Here is a 20309-nt window from a genome sequence, read left to right on the forward strand (position 1 = left end):
CTTCTCAGCCCTTTACTCCGGTGAGGGTGACGCCTTCCACGAAGGCCTTCTGTGCGAAGAAGAACACGATGATGACCGGCGCCATGACGAGCAGCGTCGCGGCCATCGTCAGGTTCCAGTTGACCGCGTGGGCGCTCTTGAAGGACTCAAGGCCGTAGCTCAGGGTCCAGGCGCCCGGATTCTGCGCGGCGTAGATCTGCGGTCCGAAGTAGTCGTTCCAGCAGTAGAAGAACTGGAAGAGCGCGATGGCCGCGATGCCCGGCTTGGCCATCGGCACGACGATCTTCAGCAGGGTGCGGAACTCACCGCATCCGTCGACCTTCGCCGATTCGATGTACTCCTGCGGAATGGTCAGCAGGAACTGCCGCAGCAGGAAGATCGAGTAGGCGTCGCCGAACGCCATGGGGATGATCAGCGGCCACAGCGAGCCGGAGAGGTGGAACTGCTGCGCCCACACCAGGTACATCGGGATGATGATGACCTGCGGCGGCAGCATCATGGTGGAGATGACGAGGATCATCGCCGTACGCCGGCCACGGAAGCGGAACTTGGCCAGCGCGTAGGCCACCGGCACCGACGAGCACACCGTGAACACGGTGCCCAGCACCGCGTACATCAGCGAGTTGCGCCACCAGTCGAGGAATCCCGGGGTGTGGAAGACGGTCGAGTAGTTCGACCAGTTCCAGGAGTCGGGCCACAGATCGCCGCTCATCGCCTGTCCGTCGCTCATCACCGAGGTGAGGAGGACGAAGACGAACGGCAGGACGAAGAACAGGGCGAGCGCGACGGCCACCGCGTGGACGGCGATCCAGTTCAGGATGCGCTTACGGCGGTGCCTGGCGGCGTCCGGACCGCCGGTGCGGATCGAGGGGACGGTGTCGGGACCGGTCAGGGTGGTGGTAGCGGTCATGTCAGTCCTCCGCCGGGATGAGGCCGACGCTCTTGCGCATCAGCAGAAGGGTGACGGTCATGGCGATGGCGAAGAGCACGAGTGAGAGGACGCACGCGGCACCGGTGTTGAAGTTCTGGAAGCCCATCGAGTAGACGAGCTGCGGCACCGTCAGGGTGGAGTGGTCCGGATACCCGGGCTGGATCACGGTGCCGGGGCCGATGGAGACGCCCGAAGCGAGCTTTCCGGCGACGAGCGCCTGTGTGTAGTACTGCATGGTCTGCACGACACCCGTGACGACGGCGAACAGCACGATCGGGGTGATGGCCGGCCAGGTGACGTAACGGAACTTCGACCAGGCGCCCGCACCGTCCAGGTCGGCGGCCTCGTACTGCTCCTTCGGCACGTCGAGCAGCGAGGCCATGAAGATGACCATCAGGTCGCCGATGCCCCACAGGGAGAGCAGCACCAGCGAGGGCTTCGACCAGTTCGGGTCGTTGAACCAGCTGGGGCCGTGCAGACCGACCCACGACAGCACCGTGTTGACCGGCCCTGTGGACGGGTTGAGCAGGAAGACGAAGGCGACGGTGGCGGCGACCGGCGGGGCCAGATACGGGATGTAGAAGGCCGTGCGGAAGAGCCCGACCCCCGTCTTGATCTTCGTGATCAGCAGGCCGATGCCGAGTCCGAACACCACGCGCAGCGTGACCATCACGACGACCAGCCACAGGGTGTTCCACAGCGCGGGGCCGAACAGCGGCATCTGCTCCAGCACGTACCGCCAGTTCCGCAGTCCGACGAAGGTGGGTGCCTTGATCTGGTTGTAGTGCATGAACGAGAAGTAGACGGTCGCGATCAGCGGGTAGCCGAAGAAGACCGAGAAGCCCACCAGCCAGGGGGAGAGGAACCCCAGATTGCGAAGCCGCTCACGGTTCCGCTTGCGCCGCAGGGGGGAGTTGCGGGGCGCCGGTTCGGTCGCCCGCCCGGCGGTCTTCGCCGAGGTGGAGAGGGACAGTGCCATGGCTCGGCTCCTCAGTTTTCCGACTGGAGGTTGTCGGCGTCGATCTGCTCGTCGAGTTTCTTCAGCGCCCCGTGCAGGTCCTTGGTCCTGCCCGCTTCGACGGACTGCGAGAAGTCGATGAGCGAGGTGATGTACTGACCGCCGTTGTTGGAGGGCGGAATCGCCTGGCTGTGCGGGTTCTGCGCGATCTTGATGAAGGCGCGGAAGGCGGGATCGGCGTCCAGGTCGGGTGACGTGAGGGCGTCGAAGGTGGACGGCACGTTGTGGATCGCGTTGGCGAAGCGGACGACCGGCTCGGTGTCGAGCGTCAGGTACTTCACCAGCTCCCACGCCGCGTTCTGGTGCCGGCTGCTGTGCGCGATGCCGGCCACGGTGCCGGTCAGATATCCGCGCCCGTAGGTGTCCGCCTGGTCGTCGGGCACCGGCAGCGGGGCGACGCCCCAGTCGAAGTCGGCCTCGGCCTCGTCGAGCATCAGCCCGCGCCACTCACCGTCCAGGTGCATGGCGAGCTTGCCGGTCAGGAAGCCGTTCTGGGAGGACATCTCGTCCCCGAAGGTGGACCGGAGCCGCTCCATGGCGTGATAGCCGCCCTGTGCGTCGGACAGTGCGCGCATGGTGGTGAAGAACTGCTCGGTCCTGGGCTCGTCGGCGAGCTTCGCCTTGCCCTCGGAGTCGAAGTACTCCGGGCCCCACTGCGCGAACATCCGGTCGGGGGAGTTCTGGTAGAGCTGGAAGTTCGGCATGAAGCCGACGCGTTCGAGCGAGCCGTCCTTCTTCTTCCGCGTCAGCTTGACCGCGTCGGCCTTCATCTCGGACATGGTGCGCGGGGGGCGGCCGATGCCGGCCTCCGCGAAGGCGTCCTTGTTGTAGTACATGCCGAACGCGTCGGCGAGCAGGGGATTCGCGCACTGGACGCCCTCGTACCGCGTGTAGTCCAGCAGGGTCTTCGGGAAGACCTTCGTCTTGTCGATCCCGCTCTTCTCGAAGAACGGGTCGAGATCCGCCCACATACCGGATGAGCAGTACTGGCCGACGTTGTTGGTGGTGAACGAGGTGACGACGTCGGGTGCGTCGCCCCCGCCGGCCCGTAGCGCCTGGTTGATCGTCTCGTCGCTGACGTTGCCGGTGGATTCGACGTGGATGTTGGGGTGGAGCTTCTCGAACCGGGCGATGTTCTCGTCGATCGCCTTGACCTCGCCGGGCGCCGACCAGCCGTGCCAGAACTTCAGCGTGACCGGCTGTGTGGGGTCGTCCGTGTCACTGCCGGTGCTCGGGTTCGCGCAGCCGGACAGCAGCAGAGCTGCTGCCCCGAGCGCCAGGGGCACGCGGGTACGTATGCGTCGTAGCGCCATGGCGGACTCTTCTTCCTTTGCGGCGGGGGTGTGTCTGGGCATGGGGGTGCCGTACGGGCCGCCCGGGTACGGGCGGTCACGGTCCGGCGCGGGGTGGGGTGGGGTCAGGCCGTGTCGAAGGCGGTGTCGCGCGCCTGGGCGAGGGCGGTCCGCAGCGCGCCGGTCAGGATCGGGTCACCCTTGATGTCGCTGATCCGGAGCAGCGGCCTGGGCAGGGCGAGGCCCGTCATCTCGGCCTCGACCCGGGTGCGGAGCTCCTCGCCGCCGGCCTGGGCGACGAGCCCGGAGAGGACGACCAGCTCGGGATCGACGACCGCGACCACGGAGGCGAGCCCGGCGGCCAGCCTGCGGGCGACCTCCGCGCGCACGGTGTCGTCGGCGAGCGCGTCGGCCAGCGGCCTGCCGCCGGCGAGGCCGCGTACGGCGGGGGAGGAGACCTGGCTCTGGAAGCCGCCCCCCGCGTCGGGTCCGGCCCAGGCGGCCGCCCCGCCCCGGGCGAGCGGGGCGCCGGGCAGCGGCATGTAGCCGATCTCCCCCGCGCCGCCCGTGGCGCCGCGCAGGAGGGTGCCGCCCAGCACGATCGCGGCGCCCACGCCCTCGTCGAGCCAGGCGAGCACGAAGTGGTCGTGGTCCTGCGCCGCGCCCTCGTACTGCTCGGCGACGGCGGCGAGGTTGACGTCGTTCTCGATGACGACCGGCCTGCCGACCACCTCGGCGAGGTCGGCGAGCAGGGTGCGCGAGTGCCAGCCGGGCAGATGGGGTGCGTAGCGCAGCTGTCCGGTGTGCGGGTCGATCGCCCCCGGTGTGCCCACCACCACGGCGGCGAGGTCGTCATGGCCGAGGCCGGTGGGCCGCAGCGCGCCGTCCACGGCCTCGGCGACGAGCTGGGCGGTGCGGTGACGTACGTCATCGGAGACCGCGTCGGCCTCCACACGGCAGGAGCCCACGACCGTGCCGGTGATGTCGGCGACGACGGCGTCGATTCCCGTGGGTCCCACGGAGAGCGCCGCGACATGGGCGGCCGACGGATCGATCTCGTAGAGCACGGCGTTGGGTCCGGGACGCCCGCTCTGGCTGCCTGTCGAGCGCACCAGGCCGGCCTCCTCCAGACGCGCGAGCAGCTGGGACGCGGTGGGCTTGGAGAGCCCGGTCAGCTCGCCGATGCGCGTGCGGGTGAGGGGACCCTGGGTGACCAGGAGATCGAGCGCCGCCCGGTCGTTCATGGCCCGCAGAACGCTGGGGGTGCCTGGTATGGATCCGGCCATGAGCGACGCGCCTGCCTCTGTTAGGAAACTTTCCTATCGGTGAGAGGAAGGTATGACCGCGTCATGGAGCCGTCAATGGGAAGCGCCCCCGAGGCAACCAAAGCGTTACCTGCGGGGGCGCCGTGAAGTCTTCCGGTCATCTGCGCCGGGTGTCCGCGCCGGTCACTTCGCCAGGCCGGCCGGCGGTATCGGGGTCGCGGCCAGCGACTGCGGCGATGTTGCCGATGCGTACGCCGACGGGGCCGCCACGGCCGCCGACGGGTCGGCGGCGGAATCCCCATCGGCCTGGACGGGCGTGGTGATCATCGCGATCCCTGCCTCGTCGAGCGCCAGCTTGATGCGCAGGCGCAGCTCGCGCTCGATACCGACCGCCTTGCCGGGCATGGTCTTGGCCGTGACCCGCATGGTCATCGAGTCGAGCAGCACGGCGTCCAGGCCGAGCACCTCCACCGGCCCCCACAGCTGCTCCGACCAGGGCTCTTCCTTGGTCATGGTCTCGCCTGCGCTGTTGATCGTCTCCCGGAGCAGAGCCAGGTCCTCCGTCGGGCGGACCGTGACGTCGACACCGGCCGTGGACCAGCCCTGGCTGAGGTTGCCGATCCGCTTCACCTCGCCGTTGCGTACGTACCAGATCGCGCCGTTCTCGCCGCGGAGCTTCGTGACCCGCAGGCCGACCTCGATGACCTCACCGGATGCGACACCCGCGTCGATGTGGTCGCCGACGCCGTACTGGTCCTCCAGGATCATGAAGACGCCCGAGAGGAAGTCCGTGACGAGGTTGCGCGCACCGAAGCCCAGCGCCACCCCGGCGACCCCCGCCGAGGCCAGCAGCGGGGCCAGATTGATCTGGAAGGCGCCCAGGATCATCAGGGCCGCGGTGCCCAGGATCAGGAACGACGTGACCGAGCGGAGCACCGAACCGATGGCCTCCGACCGCTGGCGGCGGCGCTCCGCGTTGACCAGCAGGCCGCCGAGCGCCGTTCCCTCCACCGCCTGGGCGCTGCGGTTCATCCGGTCGATGAGGTTGCTCAGGGCCCGCCGGAGCAGATAGCGCAGCACGATGGCGATGGCGGCGATGAGGACGATGCGGAGGCCGGTGTTCAGCCAGGTGGACCAGTTCTCCTCGACCCAGCCTGCGGCGTTCCCGGCCCGCTCGGCGGCTTCGTCCAGAGAGCTGGCTGCTCCGGGTGACGGGGCCGCGGCCAGGAGGGCGGACAGGGACACGGCGGGGACCTCCGTACGGGTGACAACAGACCAACCAGACTAACGAAGCGCGGGGGGCGGTTCGTTGCCGTGGAAGGGGGAGAGACACGTCTCACCGGGGTCACGCGGGGTGTGGCCGATCCCACAGCGGGGTCCGCGGCCCTGCTGAAGCACCTGTTCCGGTGCGTCCGGGCGCCTGCGGGCGGTCACGGGTGGGGAAAATCCTTCCGGCCCGTTACCCGCACGTGGTGGCGCTCGGACCAGGCATGAGGAGAGACTGAGACGGATCGTCCCGGCGCGAGCCACGCGTCGCCGGCGTACAAGGAGGCATCCACCGTGCCGCACGTCCTGGTTCTCAACGCTTCGTACGAGCCGCTCGGCGTCGTACCGCTCCGCCGCGCACTCGTCCTCGTCCTCGAGAACAAGGCCATCTGCCTCGAGGAGTCCGGCGCCTTCATGCACAGCGCCACGCGCGCCGTGCCGGCCCCCAGCGTCGTCCGCCTCAAGCGGTTCGTACGGGTCCCCTACCGAGGGCCCGTCCCGCTCACGCGCCGGGCGCTCTTCGCGAGGGACGGTGGCCGCTGCATGTACTGCGGGGCCGCCGCCACCAGCGTCGACCATGTCATTCCGCGCAGCCGGGGCGGGCAGCACGCCTGGGACAACGTGGTGGCGGCCTGCCGCCGCTGCAACCACGTCAAGGCCGACCGGCACCTGCCCGAGCTGGGCTGGCGGCTGCGCCACCAGCCGGCGCCGCCCAGCGGTCTCGCCTGGCGGATCATCGGGACGGGGCACCGGGATCCGCGCTGGCTGCCCTATCTGCAGCCGTTCGGGGCGGACGACGTGATGGCCCGGATCGACGGTGTCTCCGCCTGAGCGGACGGTGTTCGCGTCCGGGCGGACCGTGACCGCGCCTGAGTGATCGCGCCTGAGTGACCGTGCCGCCGAGTGGCTGAAAGCGGTCCATACCCGGCGCGTCGGGGAACGAAGTGTGACCCACGGCACGTTGGGCTCGTTGTCATAACGCCTATGTCACGTCCACGCCTGCTCCCGCGCCCGCTGGGTAGGCCTGCTGTGTCCTGTTGTCCATGGCCAGGAGGCCACCATGCCCGCCACCGCGCAGCTTCTGCTCTCCGCCCGCTCCAAACAGGTGCCGAGCCCGACCCCTCCGATGATCAGTGAGCTGCCGCTCGCCGACGTCGCCCGGCTGACCGGTGAGTCCGCCTTCGCCGACAGCGCCCCGCTCACCAGCGAGCCCCCGCTCGCCGACGCCACACCCCTCACGAGCGAGCCACCGCTCGCCGCCGTCGCCCCTCTGACCAGCGAGCCGACGGCACCTGGCACCGCAGGGGGCATGGAGTCCCCAGGAGTCTGAATGGGCTTGTCCCGGCTCGCCGCACTGCACGGCGTCGCCACCTCCTTCTCCCCGTCCGCGGATGTCACGGTCTCCGTCCCCGACGACACGGTCATCGCCGTGCTCGCCGCGCTGGGCGTCGACGCCGCCACCCCCGCGGAGGTGGGGAGATCACTCGCCGCAGCCGAATCGGCAGCGGCCTCCCGACTGCTCCCGCCGACGGTGGTGATCTGGTCGGGAGAGCCGCTGCCGGCCCCGCTCGCCGCACTGCCGCCCGGCGCTCTCCTGACGGTCGACCCGGAGCCCGGCACCACCGGCGCCCCGTCGCCCCGGCCCATGCGGGTGCTGCCCGCTCCGGCCAAGGACACCGCTCCTGACGCGCCGCGAACGCCTTCCTGGTGGACCGAACCCCCGCTGGGCGTCCACCGGCTGACCGTCCGCACACCGGACCACCACCACGTCACCGCCACGCTGGTCGTCGCCCCTGACCGGGTGCCCCGGCCGCCCGCCCGCACCCACGGTTTCCTCGTCCAGCTCTACTCGATGCTCTCCGCACGCTCCTGGGGCATGGGCGACCTCGCGGACCTGGCCGACCTCGCCGCCTGGGCGGGACGCACCCAGGGGAGCGGATTCATCCAGGTCAACCCGCTGCACGCGGCCGTACCCGGCAGCCCGACCGACCCGTCCCCCTACCGCCCCTCCTCGCGCCGCTTCCCGGACCCCGTCCATCTGCACATCGAGTCCGTCCCCGAGTACGGCCATGTCACCGAGCCCGGCAGGGCGGCCCTGGACGACCTCCGCCAAGAGGCCGCTGCCCTGCGTGACGACGTCCTGAACAAGGGCGCGCTGATCGACCGTGACGCCGTCTGGGCGCTCAAGAAGCAGGCCCTGGAGATCGTCCACGAGGTCCCCCTGAGCCCCGGCCGCCGCGCCGCCTACTGCGACTTCCTGGCCGAGCAGGGGCAGGCCCTGGAGGACCACGCCCTGTGGTGCGCCCTGGCCGAGGTGCACGGCCCCGAGTGGCGCGCCTGGCCCGAAGAGCTGCGGGACCCCCGCTCGCCGGGGAGCGCCCGCGCCCGCACCGACCTGCTGGACCGGGTCGACTTCCACTGCCGGCTCGCCTGGCTCACCGACACCCAGCTCGCCGCCGCGCAGAGCGCCGCGCGGGAGGCGGGGATGGCCGTCGGGATCGTCCACGACCTCGCCGTCGGCGTCCATCCCGACGGCGCCGACACCTGGGCCCAGCAGAACGCCTTCGCGCAGGGCATCTCCGTCGGAGCGCCCCCCGACGCCTTCAACGCGCACGGCCAGGACTGGGGGCTGCCTCCCTGGCGCCCCGACGCCCTCGCGGCCTCCGGCTACGCGCCCTACCGCCATCTGCTGCGGGGCCTGTTCGCCCACGCCGGAGCGCTGCGCATCGACCATGTCATGGGCCTCTTCCGGCTCTGGTGGGTGCCCGACGGACACCCGCCCACCGAGGGCACCTACGTCAGCCAGGACGCCGAGGCGATGCTCGCCGTGCTCGTCCTGGAGGCGCACCGGGCCGGTGCCGTCGTCATAGGGGAGGACCTCGGCACCGTCGAGCCCGGGGTGCGCGAGGCGCTCGCCCGGCGCGGGGTGCTCGGCACCTCCGTGCTCTGGTTCGAGCGCGACTGGGACGGCACCGGGCGGCCGCTCGCCCCCGGGCAGTGGCGCCAGGACTGCGTGGCCACGGCCACCACCCACGACCTGCCGTCCACCGCCGCCCGGCTGACGGGGGAGCATGTGACGCTCCGCCACCGGCTCGGGCTGCTCACCCGGAGCCTGGAGCAGGAGCTGGCCGAGGACGCCGCCGACACCGCCGAGTGGCTGGGCTGCCTGGCCCGGCTCCGGCTGCTGCCCGAGGGCGAGGGCGACGAGGAGGCCGCCGTCCGCGCCGTGCACCGCTTCCTGCGGAGCACCCCGGCCCGGATGGTGGGGGTGTGGCTCCCGGACACGGTGGGCGACCGCCGCCCGCAGAACATCCCCGGTACCTGGGACCAGTACCCCAACTGGCGCCTGCCCGTCGCCGATGCGGAAGGCCACCCCGTCACGCTGGAGGACATCACCGCGTCACCCCGGCTGCACGGCCTCATGGCCGTCCTCGCAGAGGACCGTGAGGCCCGTACGGCACCCCCGGGCGCGCGCCCCTCGTAGGCGTTCGCTACGTTTGCACCGTGGACAAGAAGAACGCTATGCGCGCCGGCGCCGTCGCGGCCGGTACGACGCTGATGATGCTGCTCATGTCGTCCCCCGCGCTCGCGCTCACCCGCGACGACGGTGACGACCCGGGTCCTGGCCTGAGCGTGCTGGAGACCCTCGGCCTCTACGTCGCGATCCCGATCGTCCTCTTCCTGGTGATCGCTGGACTCGTCATGGTCCTCGACAAGTCCAAGAAGCAGGCCTAAGGCCTCTCCGAGTGCGCCGCCGGTACGACGGTACCGGCGGCGCACCGGCATGTCCGGCTCCGGGCTGCGGGTAGGTTGCGGCCATGACCGAGTGGGACGTCAAGAAGCTCCGTATCCTGCGCACCCTGCGCGACCGGGGCACGGTCACCGCCACCGCCGAGGCCCTTCTCATGACGCCGTCGGCCGTCTCGCAGCAGCTCACCAACCTCGCCAGGCAGCTCGGCGTACCGCTGCTGGAGGCGCAGGGGCGCCGTGTCCGGCTCACCGACGCCGCGCATCTCGTGCTGCGCCATGCCGAGGCGGTCTTCGCCCAGCTGGAGCGCGCCGACGCCGAGCTGACGGGCTATCTGCGGGGTGAGGCGGGCCAGGTCCGGGTCGGCGCCTTCTCGACCGCGGTGCCCGCCCTCGTCGTACCGGCCGTGCGGCTCCTGGCGACCGGCGACCGGCCCGCTCCCCAGGTGCGCGTACGGGAGGCGGAGGCCGCCGAGGCCTACGAGCTGCTGTCGGCCGGTGAGGTGGACCTGGCGCTGTCCCTGGCGGCGCACGCCCCGACGGCCCGGGACCCGCGCTTCACGCTGCTGCCGCTCCTGGCGGACCCGCTGGACGTGGCGCTGCCCGCCGGCCACCGCCTCGCCGGGGCGCCCGCCCTGCGGCTGGCCGAGCTGTCCGGGGAGGCCTGGATCTACGGAGGGTCGGGCCCGTGGTCGGAGATCACCACCGCCGCCTGCGAGGCCGCGGGCTTCGTCCCCGAGCAGGCCCACAGCGCCGCCGGCTGGACGGCGATCCTGGCCATGGTGCGGGCGGGCATGGGCGTCGCCCTGATCCCCCGGATGGTCTCGGTCTCCGACCGGCCGCGCGACGGGGTGGCGATGCGGGTCCTGACGGAGGACCGGCCCTGTCGGCATGTGATCGCGGCGGTGCGGCAGGGGGCGGCGGGCGGTCCGGCGGTCGCACGGGTGCTCGCCGCGCTGAAGGAGGTGGCGGAAGCCCCACGGACCGTTCGGCAGAGCGGAAAGACCGTTCAGCAGGGCTGAAAGAACTGTACGAAAACTTTCGATGGACCTGATCGGTGATGCGTCGGCAGAGTGGGGACATGCCCACCGACAAGAACCACACGGAGCCCGATTCCACCGACCCGCACGCCAACGACGCGGCCCCCTACGGCGGCGGTGACCCCTACGCCGACTACCGGACGGGCGACTTCCCCTTCACCGGGCTGGTCGACCTCGCCGATCGCCGGCTCGGCGCGGGCGTGATCGCGGCCAACGACGAGTTCTTCGCCGAGCGCGAGAACCTCCTGATCCGCGAACCCGCCGTCTTCGACCCCGAGCGCTTCGGCCACAAGGGAAAGATCATGGACGGCTGGGAGACCCGCCGCCGCAGGGGTGCCGACGCCGCTCACCCCTTCCCCGCACCCGATGACCACGACTGGGCGATCGTCCGGCTGGGCGCGCCCGGGATCATCCGCGGCGTGGTCGTCGACACCGCCCACTTCCGCGGCAACTACCCGCAGCGCGTCTCCGTCCAGGCGACGGCCGTGGACGGCGCCCCCGGCCCTGACGAGCTGCTCGCCGACGACGTGAAGTGGGAGGAGCTGGTGGAGCCGTCACCCGTGCGCGGCCACGCCGCCAACGGCTTCGAGGTCACGGACGGCCGCCGCTACACCCACCTGCGGATCTGCCAGCACCCCGACGGAGGCATCGCCCGCCTCCGCGTCCACGGCGAGGTCGTGCCCGACCCGGCCTGGCTCGCGGCACTGGGCACCGTCGACCTGATCTCGATCCTCAACGGCGGGACGTACGAGGACGCCTCGGACCGCTTCTACTCCTCGCCGGCCCAGATCATCCTGCCCGGCACCTCCCGCAAGATGGACGACGGCTGGGAGAACCGCCGCCGCCGGGTCCGCGACACCAACGACTGGGTGCGCTTCCGGCTGCCCGCGCAGGGCGCGGTGCGCGCGGTCGAGATCGACACCGCCTACCTCAAGGGCAACGCCGCGGGGTGGATCGGCCTTCAGGGCCGCGACGGCGGGAGCGGCGACTGGTTCGAGATCCTGCCCCGCACCCGGCTCCAGCCCGACACCGTGCACCGCTTCGTCCTGGACGCCGAGGCCGTGGTCACCCATGTACGCCTGGACGCCTACCCCGACGGGGGCGTGGCCAGGATGCGGCTGCACGGCTCCTTGACGCCGGCCGGAGCGGCCGAACTGGCCCGCCGCCACCAGGAGTCGGGCGCCTGACGCCGCCACGCACGGCGAGGGGGCGCCTCCCGAAGGAGACGCCCCCTCGCCGTGCCCGTTGCGCTAGGCGGTGGCCGCCGCGGCGTCCGCCGCCTGGGCCTTCAGGGCGCGCTCCACGCCCGAGCGCGACTCCGACACCAGCCGCCGCAGCGCGGCACTCGGCTGCGCCGAGTCCAGCCAGGCGTCCGTGGCGTCCAGGGTCTCCTGCGAGACCTGGAGGGCCGGGAACAGGCCGACCGCGACCTGCTGGGCCATCTCGTGACTGCGCGCGTCCCAGACGCCCTTGACCGCGGTGAAGTACTTCTCCGTGTACGGGGCGAGCAGCTCACGCTGATCGGTCTGCACGAAGCCGCCGATGACCGCCTCCTGGAGGGAGTTCGCCAGCTTGTCCGACTCGACGGCCGACGCCCATGCCTCGGCCTTCGCCTCCTCGGAGGGCTGAGCCGCGCGTGCGGACGCCGCGTGGAGCTCACCCGCTGCCGTCCTGTCGCGCTCGTACTCGGCGGCGATCTCCTCCTCGTCGATGAGGCCCGACGCGGCGAGGCGCTGTACGAACGCCCAGCGCAGCTCCGTGTCGACGGCCAGGCCCTCGATCTCGTCGGTGCCGTTCAGCAGGGCCTGGAGCAGGTCCAGCTGGAGCGGGGTGCGGGCCGTCGCCGCGAAGGCGCGGGCCCAGGCCAGCTGGTGGTCGCTGCCGGGCTCCGCCGCGCGCAGGTGCGCCAGCGTCGCCTCCGTCCACCGGGCCAGGCCCGTCTCACGCCACTCAGGTGCCGTGTACAGGTCCACGGCCAGCTTCACCTGGCGGTGCAGCGACTGGACCACGCCGATGTCGGACTCCTTGCCGATGCCCGAGAGGACCAGCTCCAGGTAGTCGCGGGTGGCGAGCTCACCGTCCCGCGTCATGTCCCAGGCGGACGCCCAGCACAGGGCGCGCGGCAGGGACTCGGTGAAGTCACCCAGGTGCTCGGTGACGACCCGCAGGGACTCCTCGTCGAGCCGGACCTTCGCGTACGACAGGTCGTCGTCGTTGAGCAGGAGGACCGCCGGGCGCGCGGTGCCGGCCGGGAGCGGGACGGTGGTGCGCTCGCCCTCGACGTCCAGCTCGATGCGGTCCGTGCGGACGAGCCGGCCGTCGCCGTCCAGGTCGTAGAAGCCGATCGCGATCCGGTGCGGACGCAGCGTCGGCTCGCCCTTGGCGCCCGCGGGCAGTGCGGGGGCCTCCTGGAGGACGGTGACGGAGGTGAGCAGGCCCGCCTCGTCCGTCTCGATCTCGGGGCGCAGGACGTTGATCCCGGCCGTCTCCAGCCACGCCGTCGACCAGGCCTTCAGGTCACGGCCCGAGGTCTCCTCCAGGGCGCCCAGCAGGTCCGCCAGGCGGGTGTTGCCGTACGCGTGCGCCTTGAAGTACGCCTGCACGCCCTTGAAGAACTCGTCCATGCCGACGTACGCCACGAGCTGCTTGAGCACCGAGGCGCCCTTCGCGTACGTGATCCCGTCGAAGTTGACCAGGACGTCGTCCAGGTCACTGATGTCCGCCATGATCGGGTGCGTGGAGGGCAGCTGGTCCTGGCGGTAGGCCCACGTCTTCATCGAGTTGGCGAAGGTGGTCCAGGAGTGCGGCCACTTCGAGCCCTCGGCGTACGCCTGGCAGGCGGCCTCGGCGAACGTGGCGAACGACTCGTTCAGCCAGAGGTCGTTCCACCACTCCATGGTGACCAGGTCGCCGAACCACATGTGGGCCAGCTCGTGGAGGATCGTCGAGGCCCGCAGCTCGTACGCCGCGTCCGTCACCTTGGAGCGGAAGACGTACTGGTCGCGGATGGTGACCGCGCCGGCGTTCTCCATCGCGCCCGCGTTGAACTCGGGGACGAAGAGCTGGTCGTACTTGGCGAAGGGGTACGGGTAGTCGAACTTCTCCTGGAACCAGTCGAAGCCCTGCCGGGTGACCGCGAAGATGTCGTCCGCGTCGAGGTACTCGGCCAGCGAGGGGCGGCAGTAGATGCCGAGCGGCACCACCTGGCCGTCCTTCTCGTAGGTGCTGTGCACCGCGTGGTACGGACCGGCGATCAGGGCCGTGACGTACGTGGAGAGGCGCGGCGTCGGCTCGAAGGCCCAGACGTCGTCCACCGGCTCGGGCGCAGGGGAGTTGGAGATCACGGTCCAGCCCGACGGCGCCTTCACGGTGAAGCGGAAGGTCGCCTTCAGGTCGGGCTGCTCGAAGCTTGCGAACACCCGGCGGGCGTCCGGGACCTCGAACTGCGTGTAGAGGTAGGCCTGCTCGTCGACGGGGTCGACGAAGCGGTGCAGCCCTTCACCGCTGTTCGTGTACGAGCAGTCGGCGACGACCTTCAGCTCGTTGGTTCCGGCCTGGAGGTGCTTCAGCGCGATCCGGGAGTCCCGGAAGACGGAGGCGACGTCCAGGTCCTTGCCGTTCAGCACGACGGCGTGCACCGCGGGGGCGATCAGGTCGACGAAGGTCTCCGCGCCGGCCTCGGCGGAGTCGAAGCGCACGGTGGTGACGGACCTGTAGGTCCCTCCCTCCTGCGCTCCGGAGAGGTCGAGATCGATCTCGTACGCGTCCACGGTCAGCAGGCGCGCCCGCTCCTGTGCCTCTTCGCGGGTCAGATTCGTGCCAGGCACGCGGTCATCTCCTTGGTGTGTGACGTTTTGGTCATCCTTCCACGCGGCGCGGGCGCGGGTGCCGCCACTCTCGGGTATGGCCACCGGAATCCGGTGGCCATACCCTCGTCGTTCGCGCGGCCGGTCAGCCCTTGAGCTCCGCCGCCACCAGCTCCGCGATCTGGACCGCGTTCAGCGCGGCGCCCTTGCGCAGGTTGTCGTTGGAGACGAACAGCGCGAGGCCGTGCTCGACGGTCTCGTCGACGCGGACGCGGCCCACGTAGGAGGCGTCCTTGCCGGCCGCCTGGAGCGGCGTCGGGATCTCGGAGAGCTCGACGCCCTCGGCGTCCTTCAGCAGCTCGTAGGCGCGCTCGACGCTGATCGGGCGGGCGAAGCGGGCGTTGATCTGGAGGGAGTGGCCGGAGAAGACGGGGACCCGGACGCAGGTGCCGGACACCTTGAGCCCCGGGATCTCCAGGATCTTGCGGGACTCGTTGCGGAGCTTCTGCTCCTCGTCGGTCTCGAAGGAACCGTCGTCGACGATCGAGCCGGCGAGCGGCAGCACGTTGAAGGCGATCGGACGCTTGTAGACGGCGGGCTCGGGGAAGTCCACCGCTTCGCCGTCGTGCGTCAGCTTGTCCGCCTCGGCGACGACCTTGGACGCCTGGCCGTGCAGCTCCGCGACACCGGCGACACCGGAGCCGGACACCGCCTGGTAGGTGGCGACGGTCAGCGCGTCGAGCTGCGCCTCGTCGTGCAGGGGGCGCAGCACGGGCATGGCGGCCATCGTGGTGCAGTTCGGGTTGGCGATGATGCCCTTGGGGCGGTTCCTGATCGCGTGCGCGTTGACCTCGGAGACCACCAGCGGGACCTCGGGGTCCTTGCGCCAGGCGGAGGAGTTGTCGATCACGACGGGGCCCTGTGAGGCGACCTTCTCGGCCAGTGCCTTCGAGGTCGCGCCACCGGCGGAGAACAGGACGATGTCCAGGCCGGTGTAGTCCGCGGTGGAGGCGTCCTCCACCGTGATGTCCGTGCCCTCGTAGGTGAGGGTGGAGCCGGCGGAGCGCGCGGAGGCGAAGAGCCGCAGTTCGGCGACGGGGAACTTCCGCTCGGCCAGGATCCTGCGCATGACTGTGCCGACCTGACCGGTGGCGCCGACGATTCCGACCTTCACTGGAACTCCCTCACAGATGCGAACGGGCACGGGTTGCCTGTCCATGATGCTTATGTCCCGGGCGTCCTTGTCCAATCCATTGTCCGGCAGGCGGACGCCGCCCGGACAGGCGAGTGGGGCGGGAGCCCTTGCGAGCACCCGCCCCACCGTCCGCGCGTGTCGCGCGGATCACACAGCCGTACCGGTTACGGCGTGACCTTCTCGATCACGACGCTGCCGGTGCCCGCCGCGGTGCCGCGGGCGTTCACCAGCTGGACCTCGCCGAAGAACTGCCGGCCCTCGGGGGCCTCTCCCGCGACGACGACCTCGGCCCCGACCTGGGCGGACTCGCCGTTGGCCAGGTTCACGGCCTGGGACTCGTCGACCTTGATCTCACCGAGCGACGCGGAGTAGTACACGTCGCGGTAGTCGTACTCGGTGGTCCCCGCGGGGACCGAGTAGCCGTCGATGACGACGGTGTAGGTGCCGGCCTCCGGCTTCACCAGGCTGACCGACTCCTCCGAGCCCGCCGTCGTCGACGCCCCGACCTCCACGTCGTCCTTGAGGACGTACAGGTCGATGTCGGCGTTGGCGTCGTCGGTGTTGCCCACGGTGATGTCGAGCTTCTCGACACCCTCACCGATGGTGACCGTCTTCGTGTTCTCCCCGCCCGTGGAGATCGACGGGCGGTCCACGTCGGCCGAGCCCAGCGAGCCGCCCTTCAGGGTGCCCTCCAGACCGCCCGCGTTGTTGGTGACCGTCCAGTCCACCGCGGCCGGGGTGCCGATCTTCGCCTCGGGGATGGTCTGCACCGCCGGGTCGAAGGAGGCGCCGAGCAGCGAGACATCCAGCTTGTACGGGTTGTCCAGCAGCGGCGACGTACGGCGGGACTCGACCTCGATCTCCCAGACGCCCGGCTGCGGGGCCTGGTAGGAGCGGGTGTCGGGCGCGCAGGTGTTGGCCGGGTTCTCGTAGTTCGGGTAGCAGAAGGTCGTGGAACTGTCCTCCACCTCGACCCCGTAGGGGTGGATGGAGATGAACCGCGTCTGGCTGCCCGAGCGCAGGGCGCTCATCGCGACCTCGAGGGTCTGGGCGCCCTCCGGGACGTTCAGGAAGTACGACGTGGTGCCGTTGCGCTGCACCGAGCCGGTCGTCGAGAACGCGTAGTCCGGCTTCGCCAGCTCCTTGGAGACGATCACCGTGTTGAGGATCTGGTGGTCGACGCCGCTGGTCTTCGCGTCGTTCACCTGGAGGATCGCGCTGTGCACGCCCGCCGTGCGGGGCTTCGCCTGGACCTTGACGGTCACCGGCTTGCCGAGTGGCAGCGAGACGGTGCCCGAGCCGCTCAGGGTGAAGGTGCCGTCGTTGTTCTTCCAGGACAGCTTGTGCTTCACGGCCTTGTCCGGGCCCGTGGTGCGGGTGATCGTGACGTCGTACGACTTCTTCTGGCCGGCCTTCAGGCCGCCCTCACGGTCGTACACGCCGGTGCCGAAGCCCGGGGTCTTCAGCGCTTCGTCGATCGCGGTGTCGACCGGGGCCTTCACCGTGTACTCGTGCGCCGGGGCGCCCTTCTTCGCTATCTGCTTCCAGGCGCCGACGATGTTGATCAGACCGGACCCCTGGGCGTGCGCGGGCACACCGTCGATGTGGGTGGCGGTGCTGGTCAGCGCGGTCCGCAGATCGGCGGGGGGCAGCTCGATGTGCTGCTGCTTCGCGGCGGACAGCAGCAGCGCCGTCGCACCGGCGGCCTGCGGTGAGGCCATCGAGGTGCCCTGCAGCATGGAGTAGCCGGCGGGGAGGGAGTAACCCGCCTCCGCGACCGGCGCGCCGGGCAGCCAGGTCTGGGTGGAGTTGATGGCGGCGCCGGGGGCCGTCAGGATCGGCGCGAAGCCGCCGTCCTCACGCGGACCGCGCGAGGAGAAGGGCAGCATGTCGTACTTCTTGGTGACGTTCGAGCCGTAGTTGGCGGCCCAGGTCTCCTTGGAGATGGACGCGCCGACGGAGATGACGTGGTCGGCGAGGCCGGGGTCACCGATGGTGTTGACACCCGGGCCGTCGTTGCCGGCCGAGATGACCAGCTGGACGCCGTAGGTGTCGATGAGCCGCTTGTAGAGCTCGGCGCGGGCGTTGTTGCCGTCGTTGAGGGGCGGCAGGCCGCCGATCGACATGTTGACGACATCGACACCGCGGTTGACGACGAGGTCGATCATGCCCTCGGTCAGCGCGATGTTGGTGCAGCCGCCCGACCAGGTGCAGGCGCGCGAGGAGACGATCTTGGCGCCGGGCGCCGCACCGTCCATGGCGCCGCCGAACAGGCCGTTGGCCGCGGTGATGCCCGCGACGTGCGTGCCGTGCTCGCTCTGGATGACACCGATGTTGACGTAGTCGGACGTGGTGCCGTCCGCGTCGACGACGACGTCCTTGCGGGTCTCGACGACGAACGGGATGCGCTCGACGACATCGGTCCGCGGGTCGTCCTTGCCGAAGTAGGAGACCTGGTGCTTCTCCTTGTACGGCTTCAGGACGGCGTCGTCGCCGAAGTCGGCGTTGCCGTTCAGGTCGACCCGGGTGGTGCCGGTGACCGGGTCGTAGAGGACGCCCCACTGGTCGGTGGTGTCACCGTCGCGGTTGAGGTCGCCCGCCATGTCGCCGCCACGGGTGGCGGACTCCTTGAAGACGCTGAAGCGGTACGAGCCCTCCGGAGCGGAGTACGTCGTGCCGCCCGCGGTGAACGTCGGGCCGGTCACGGCCTGGTCCATCCGCAGCCAGGTGCCGTCGCCGTCGCTGACCGGGTCGGTGGCCGTCACCCAGTCGACGATCTTGCGCTCGCCGGTGGTGGTCTTCTGCAGCGCGGGGTGGCCGAGGTCGACACCGGCGTCCAGGACACCGATGGTGATCCCGCGGCCGTCGGCCTTCGGGTGCTGCTTCACGAAGTCGACAGCGCCCGTCTCGAAGGACGGGTTGTACGGGTTCTTCGCCGGGGTCTTCTTGTTCGGCGCCGGGTAACTCCCGGTGGCCTTCGTCTTCTTCTTCGTCCCGGTGGCCCGGTCGCCCGCGGGCGTCGGGTCGTCCAGCTTGATCTCCTGCTTGAGATCGATGCCCTGGACGGCCGACAGCTTCTGCGTCGCCTTGATGGTGGCGTCGGCGGTCGCGGTCGGCACGGTCGCCCGGACGTAGCCGAGCTTGTCGTACGTCTGCCCGAGCACGGACCCCTTGACGGCGTCCAGCTGTTCGGCGACCTTCTTGGTCGCGCCGGGCGTGGTGGCGACCATCATCGTGATGTTCTTCTCGCCCTTGGCCTCGGCCTTCGCCAGCAGATCGGCGTCGGCCTCGCCCAGCTTGTCTCCCTTCGCGCCCGCGGCGGCGGGCTTCACCGGGGAGGGCGACGAGGCGTCGGCGGCGAAGGCGGGAGCGGCGCCGGAGGCGGCCAGAGCGGCCGCCAGTCCGGCTGCGGCCGCTATGCGCGCCGCGCGTCTGGCCCCGGGTATGGAGCTGGGGGAATCCTTGGTCATCAGCATCCCTGCTTGTGAAAGAAAGAGAGAGTCCGGAATTCGGTACCCGATGACCGCTCAGCCTTTCGTAAATGACCAGGGTTTGTGGAGACTTGGCGGGGACGAGAAAGTGACATGGCGTAGATCCGCCACATGGGGTATTGCGCCACTCACCCGGGGCGGCGCCACCGGTCACCGGGGCAGGATCACCAGATGGGCGGCCGGCTCACGGTCCTCGGCCGCCATCATCGCCGTACGCAGCACCACCGAGAGCTGCGCCGTGGAGTCGCGCAGCTGCTTCGGAGTCACCCGCACCACCGTCACCCCGAGCCGCTCCAGATGCTCCCGCTCGGCGGCGTAGGAGACATGCTCCTCCCTGGGCGAGCGGGCGCCCAGTTCGAGCGCGACCGCCTGCTCGGGCCAGTAGGCGTCCACCCCGCCGAGGAAGCTGCCGCCCGGCAGGGCCAGCTCCACGTTCCACAGTGGCTGGGGCAGCCGGTGGGCGCGCACCATCTCGTACAGCCGGTCCTCCGCCCTCGTGCGGCCCTCGACGAGCAACTCCTCCACGGCGTCCACCACATGGGCGCGGCCCAGCAGCTTGGCCTCGGTCAGCTCCCGTACGACGGGGGCGGGTTCGCAGTACCCGCCGCGCACCGCCTCCGTGAGGATCCGGCGCACCGTCGAGGCGTCGGTGAGCGAGGCCACCGCGTCGGCGAGTGCCCGCTCCACCGGAGCCAGCGGCACCCCGCGCCGGCGCTGCGGCCGTGGCATCACGGCCGCCCGGGTCACCTGGACGAACCGGGTGGAGCGCAGCCGCCTGGTGCGGGGCACCAGTACGTCGATCCGGTGCAGCGCGATCACCTCGGGCGCCGAGGCGAAGCCGTAGAGGGCCAGCGCCGCCAGGCCCGTGACCATGGCCTCGCCGTAGCCGGGGCCCGACTGGGCGGGCACCGTCCGGCGGGCCCCGGACGGGGGCCGCCCGGCGTACAGCAGGGCGCCGCGCACCCGGTCATGGTGCGTGGGTGGCCCCGGGCGCAGCAGATACACACCGGGGAGCAGCTGCTGCCACGGGCCGCCCGGCAGGCACTGGGCAGCGGTCTGTGCGGCGGACACACCGTGGGCGCGTAACTGGGCGGAGGACTGCACGCGGTGGGTGGCGTCCTGGACGGGGCGGGGGGACAGCGGGGTGTTCCGGTTCATGCCGGGGAGGCTTCCGCAGTCGGGTGGTGCGATAACCCGTGTTACACGGCCGTCGACATTCCAGGACAACGCCGTCCTAAAGCACGGCAGTTCGATTGCC

The 20309-nt window shown here is 70.8% G+C and carries 15 protein-coding genes; 6 read left to right on the top strand and 9 right to left on the bottom strand.

The features are described 5' to 3' along the window. Positions 1-4: 4 nt before the first annotated feature. From OG623_RS23620 to OG623_RS23640, 5 genes are all read right to left on the bottom strand, one after another. A complete protein-coding gene (locus OG623_RS23620; protein ID WP_406149067.1) occupies positions 5-910 on the bottom strand; it encodes a carbohydrate ABC transporter permease in 906 nt (301 codons plus the stop codon). 1 nt (position 911) lies between these two features. Next, entirely contained in the window at positions 912-1910 is a 999-nt protein-coding gene (locus OG623_RS23625) for a carbohydrate ABC transporter permease (protein WP_406149069.1), read from the bottom strand. A gap of 11 nt (positions 1911-1921) precedes the next feature. Further along, positions 1922-3262: an ABC transporter substrate-binding protein gene (locus tag OG623_RS23630; RefSeq protein ID WP_406149070.1), complete on the bottom strand. Its 1341-nt coding sequence runs from the start codon at positions 3260-3262 to the stop codon at positions 1922-1924. Positions 3263-3366: 104 nt separating this feature from the next. Continuing rightward, on the bottom strand, positions 3367-4527 hold the full coding sequence (locus OG623_RS23635; protein ID WP_406149071.1) for an ROK family transcriptional regulator: 1161 nt from the start codon (positions 4525-4527) through the stop codon (positions 3367-3369). Positions 4528-4689: 162 nt separating this feature from the next. Then, entirely contained in the window at positions 4690-5751 is a 1062-nt protein-coding gene (locus OG623_RS23640; RefSeq protein ID WP_406149073.1) for a mechanosensitive ion channel family protein, read from the bottom strand. Between the two features lie 315 nt (positions 5752-6066). On the opposite strand from OG623_RS23640, the gene OG623_RS23645 reads away from it, so the two are divergent. From OG623_RS23645 to alc, 6 genes are all read left to right on the top strand, one after another. Next, the gene (locus tag OG623_RS23645; RefSeq protein WP_104785722.1) at positions 6067-6603 is read left to right on the top strand and encodes an HNH endonuclease; all 537 of its coding nucleotides are present in this window, start codon (positions 6067-6069) and stop codon (positions 6601-6603) included. A gap of 229 nt (positions 6604-6832) precedes the next feature. Beyond that, the gene (locus OG623_RS23650; protein ID WP_406149075.1) at positions 6833-7102 is read left to right on the top strand and encodes a hypothetical protein; all 270 of its coding nucleotides are present in this window, start codon (positions 6833-6835) and stop codon (positions 7100-7102) included. After that, positions 7103-9256 (top strand): 4-alpha-glucanotransferase, encoded by a 2154-nt coding sequence (gene malQ, locus OG623_RS23655; RefSeq protein ID WP_406149077.1) that lies wholly within the window; start codon positions 7103-7105, stop codon positions 9254-9256. Positions 9257-9294: 38 nt separating this feature from the next. Next, positions 9295-9507: a hypothetical protein gene (locus OG623_RS23660; RefSeq protein ID WP_362886124.1), complete on the top strand. Its 213-nt coding sequence runs from the start codon at positions 9295-9297 to the stop codon at positions 9505-9507. A gap of 83 nt (positions 9508-9590) precedes the next feature. Beyond that, positions 9591-10541, top strand: a complete 951-nt coding sequence (locus OG623_RS23665) for a LysR substrate-binding domain-containing protein (protein ID WP_406149079.1) — start codon at positions 9591-9593, stop codon at positions 10539-10541. Positions 10542-10600: 59 nt separating this feature from the next. Further along, positions 10601-11746: an allantoicase gene (gene alc, locus OG623_RS23670; RefSeq protein ID WP_406149080.1), complete on the top strand. Its 1146-nt coding sequence runs from the start codon at positions 10601-10603 to the stop codon at positions 11744-11746. Between the two features lie 63 nt (positions 11747-11809). Here the strand turns inward: alc and pepN are convergent, their stop codons facing one another. From pepN to OG623_RS23690, 4 genes are all read right to left on the bottom strand, one after another. Beyond that, positions 11810-14386, bottom strand: coding sequence for an aminopeptidase N (pepN, locus tag OG623_RS23675; protein WP_406149082.1), 2577 nt, complete (start codon positions 14384-14386; stop codon positions 11810-11812). 124 nt (positions 14387-14510) lie between these two features. Beyond that, positions 14511-15539 carry an aspartate-semialdehyde dehydrogenase gene (locus OG623_RS23680; protein WP_406149084.1) on the bottom strand — a complete coding sequence of 343 codons (1029 nt, stop codon included), beginning with the start codon at positions 15537-15539 and terminating at the stop codon, positions 14511-14513. A 185-nt stretch (positions 15540-15724) separates the two neighbouring features. Further along, positions 15725-19036 carry a S8 family serine peptidase gene (locus tag OG623_RS23685; protein WP_406149086.1) on the bottom strand — a complete coding sequence of 1104 codons (3312 nt, stop codon included), beginning with the start codon at positions 19034-19036 and terminating at the stop codon, positions 15725-15727. 165 nt (positions 19037-19201) lie between these two features. Then, entirely contained in the window at positions 19202-20209 is a 1008-nt protein-coding gene (locus OG623_RS23690) for a hypothetical protein (RefSeq protein WP_406149088.1), read from the bottom strand. Positions 20210-20309: the final 100 nt, after the last annotated feature.

The organism is Streptomyces sp. NBC_01012 (genome assembly GCF_045162755.1).
In the GTDB taxonomy this organism is placed as follows: Bacteria; Actinomycetota; Actinomycetes; order Streptomycetales; family Streptomycetaceae; genus Streptomyces.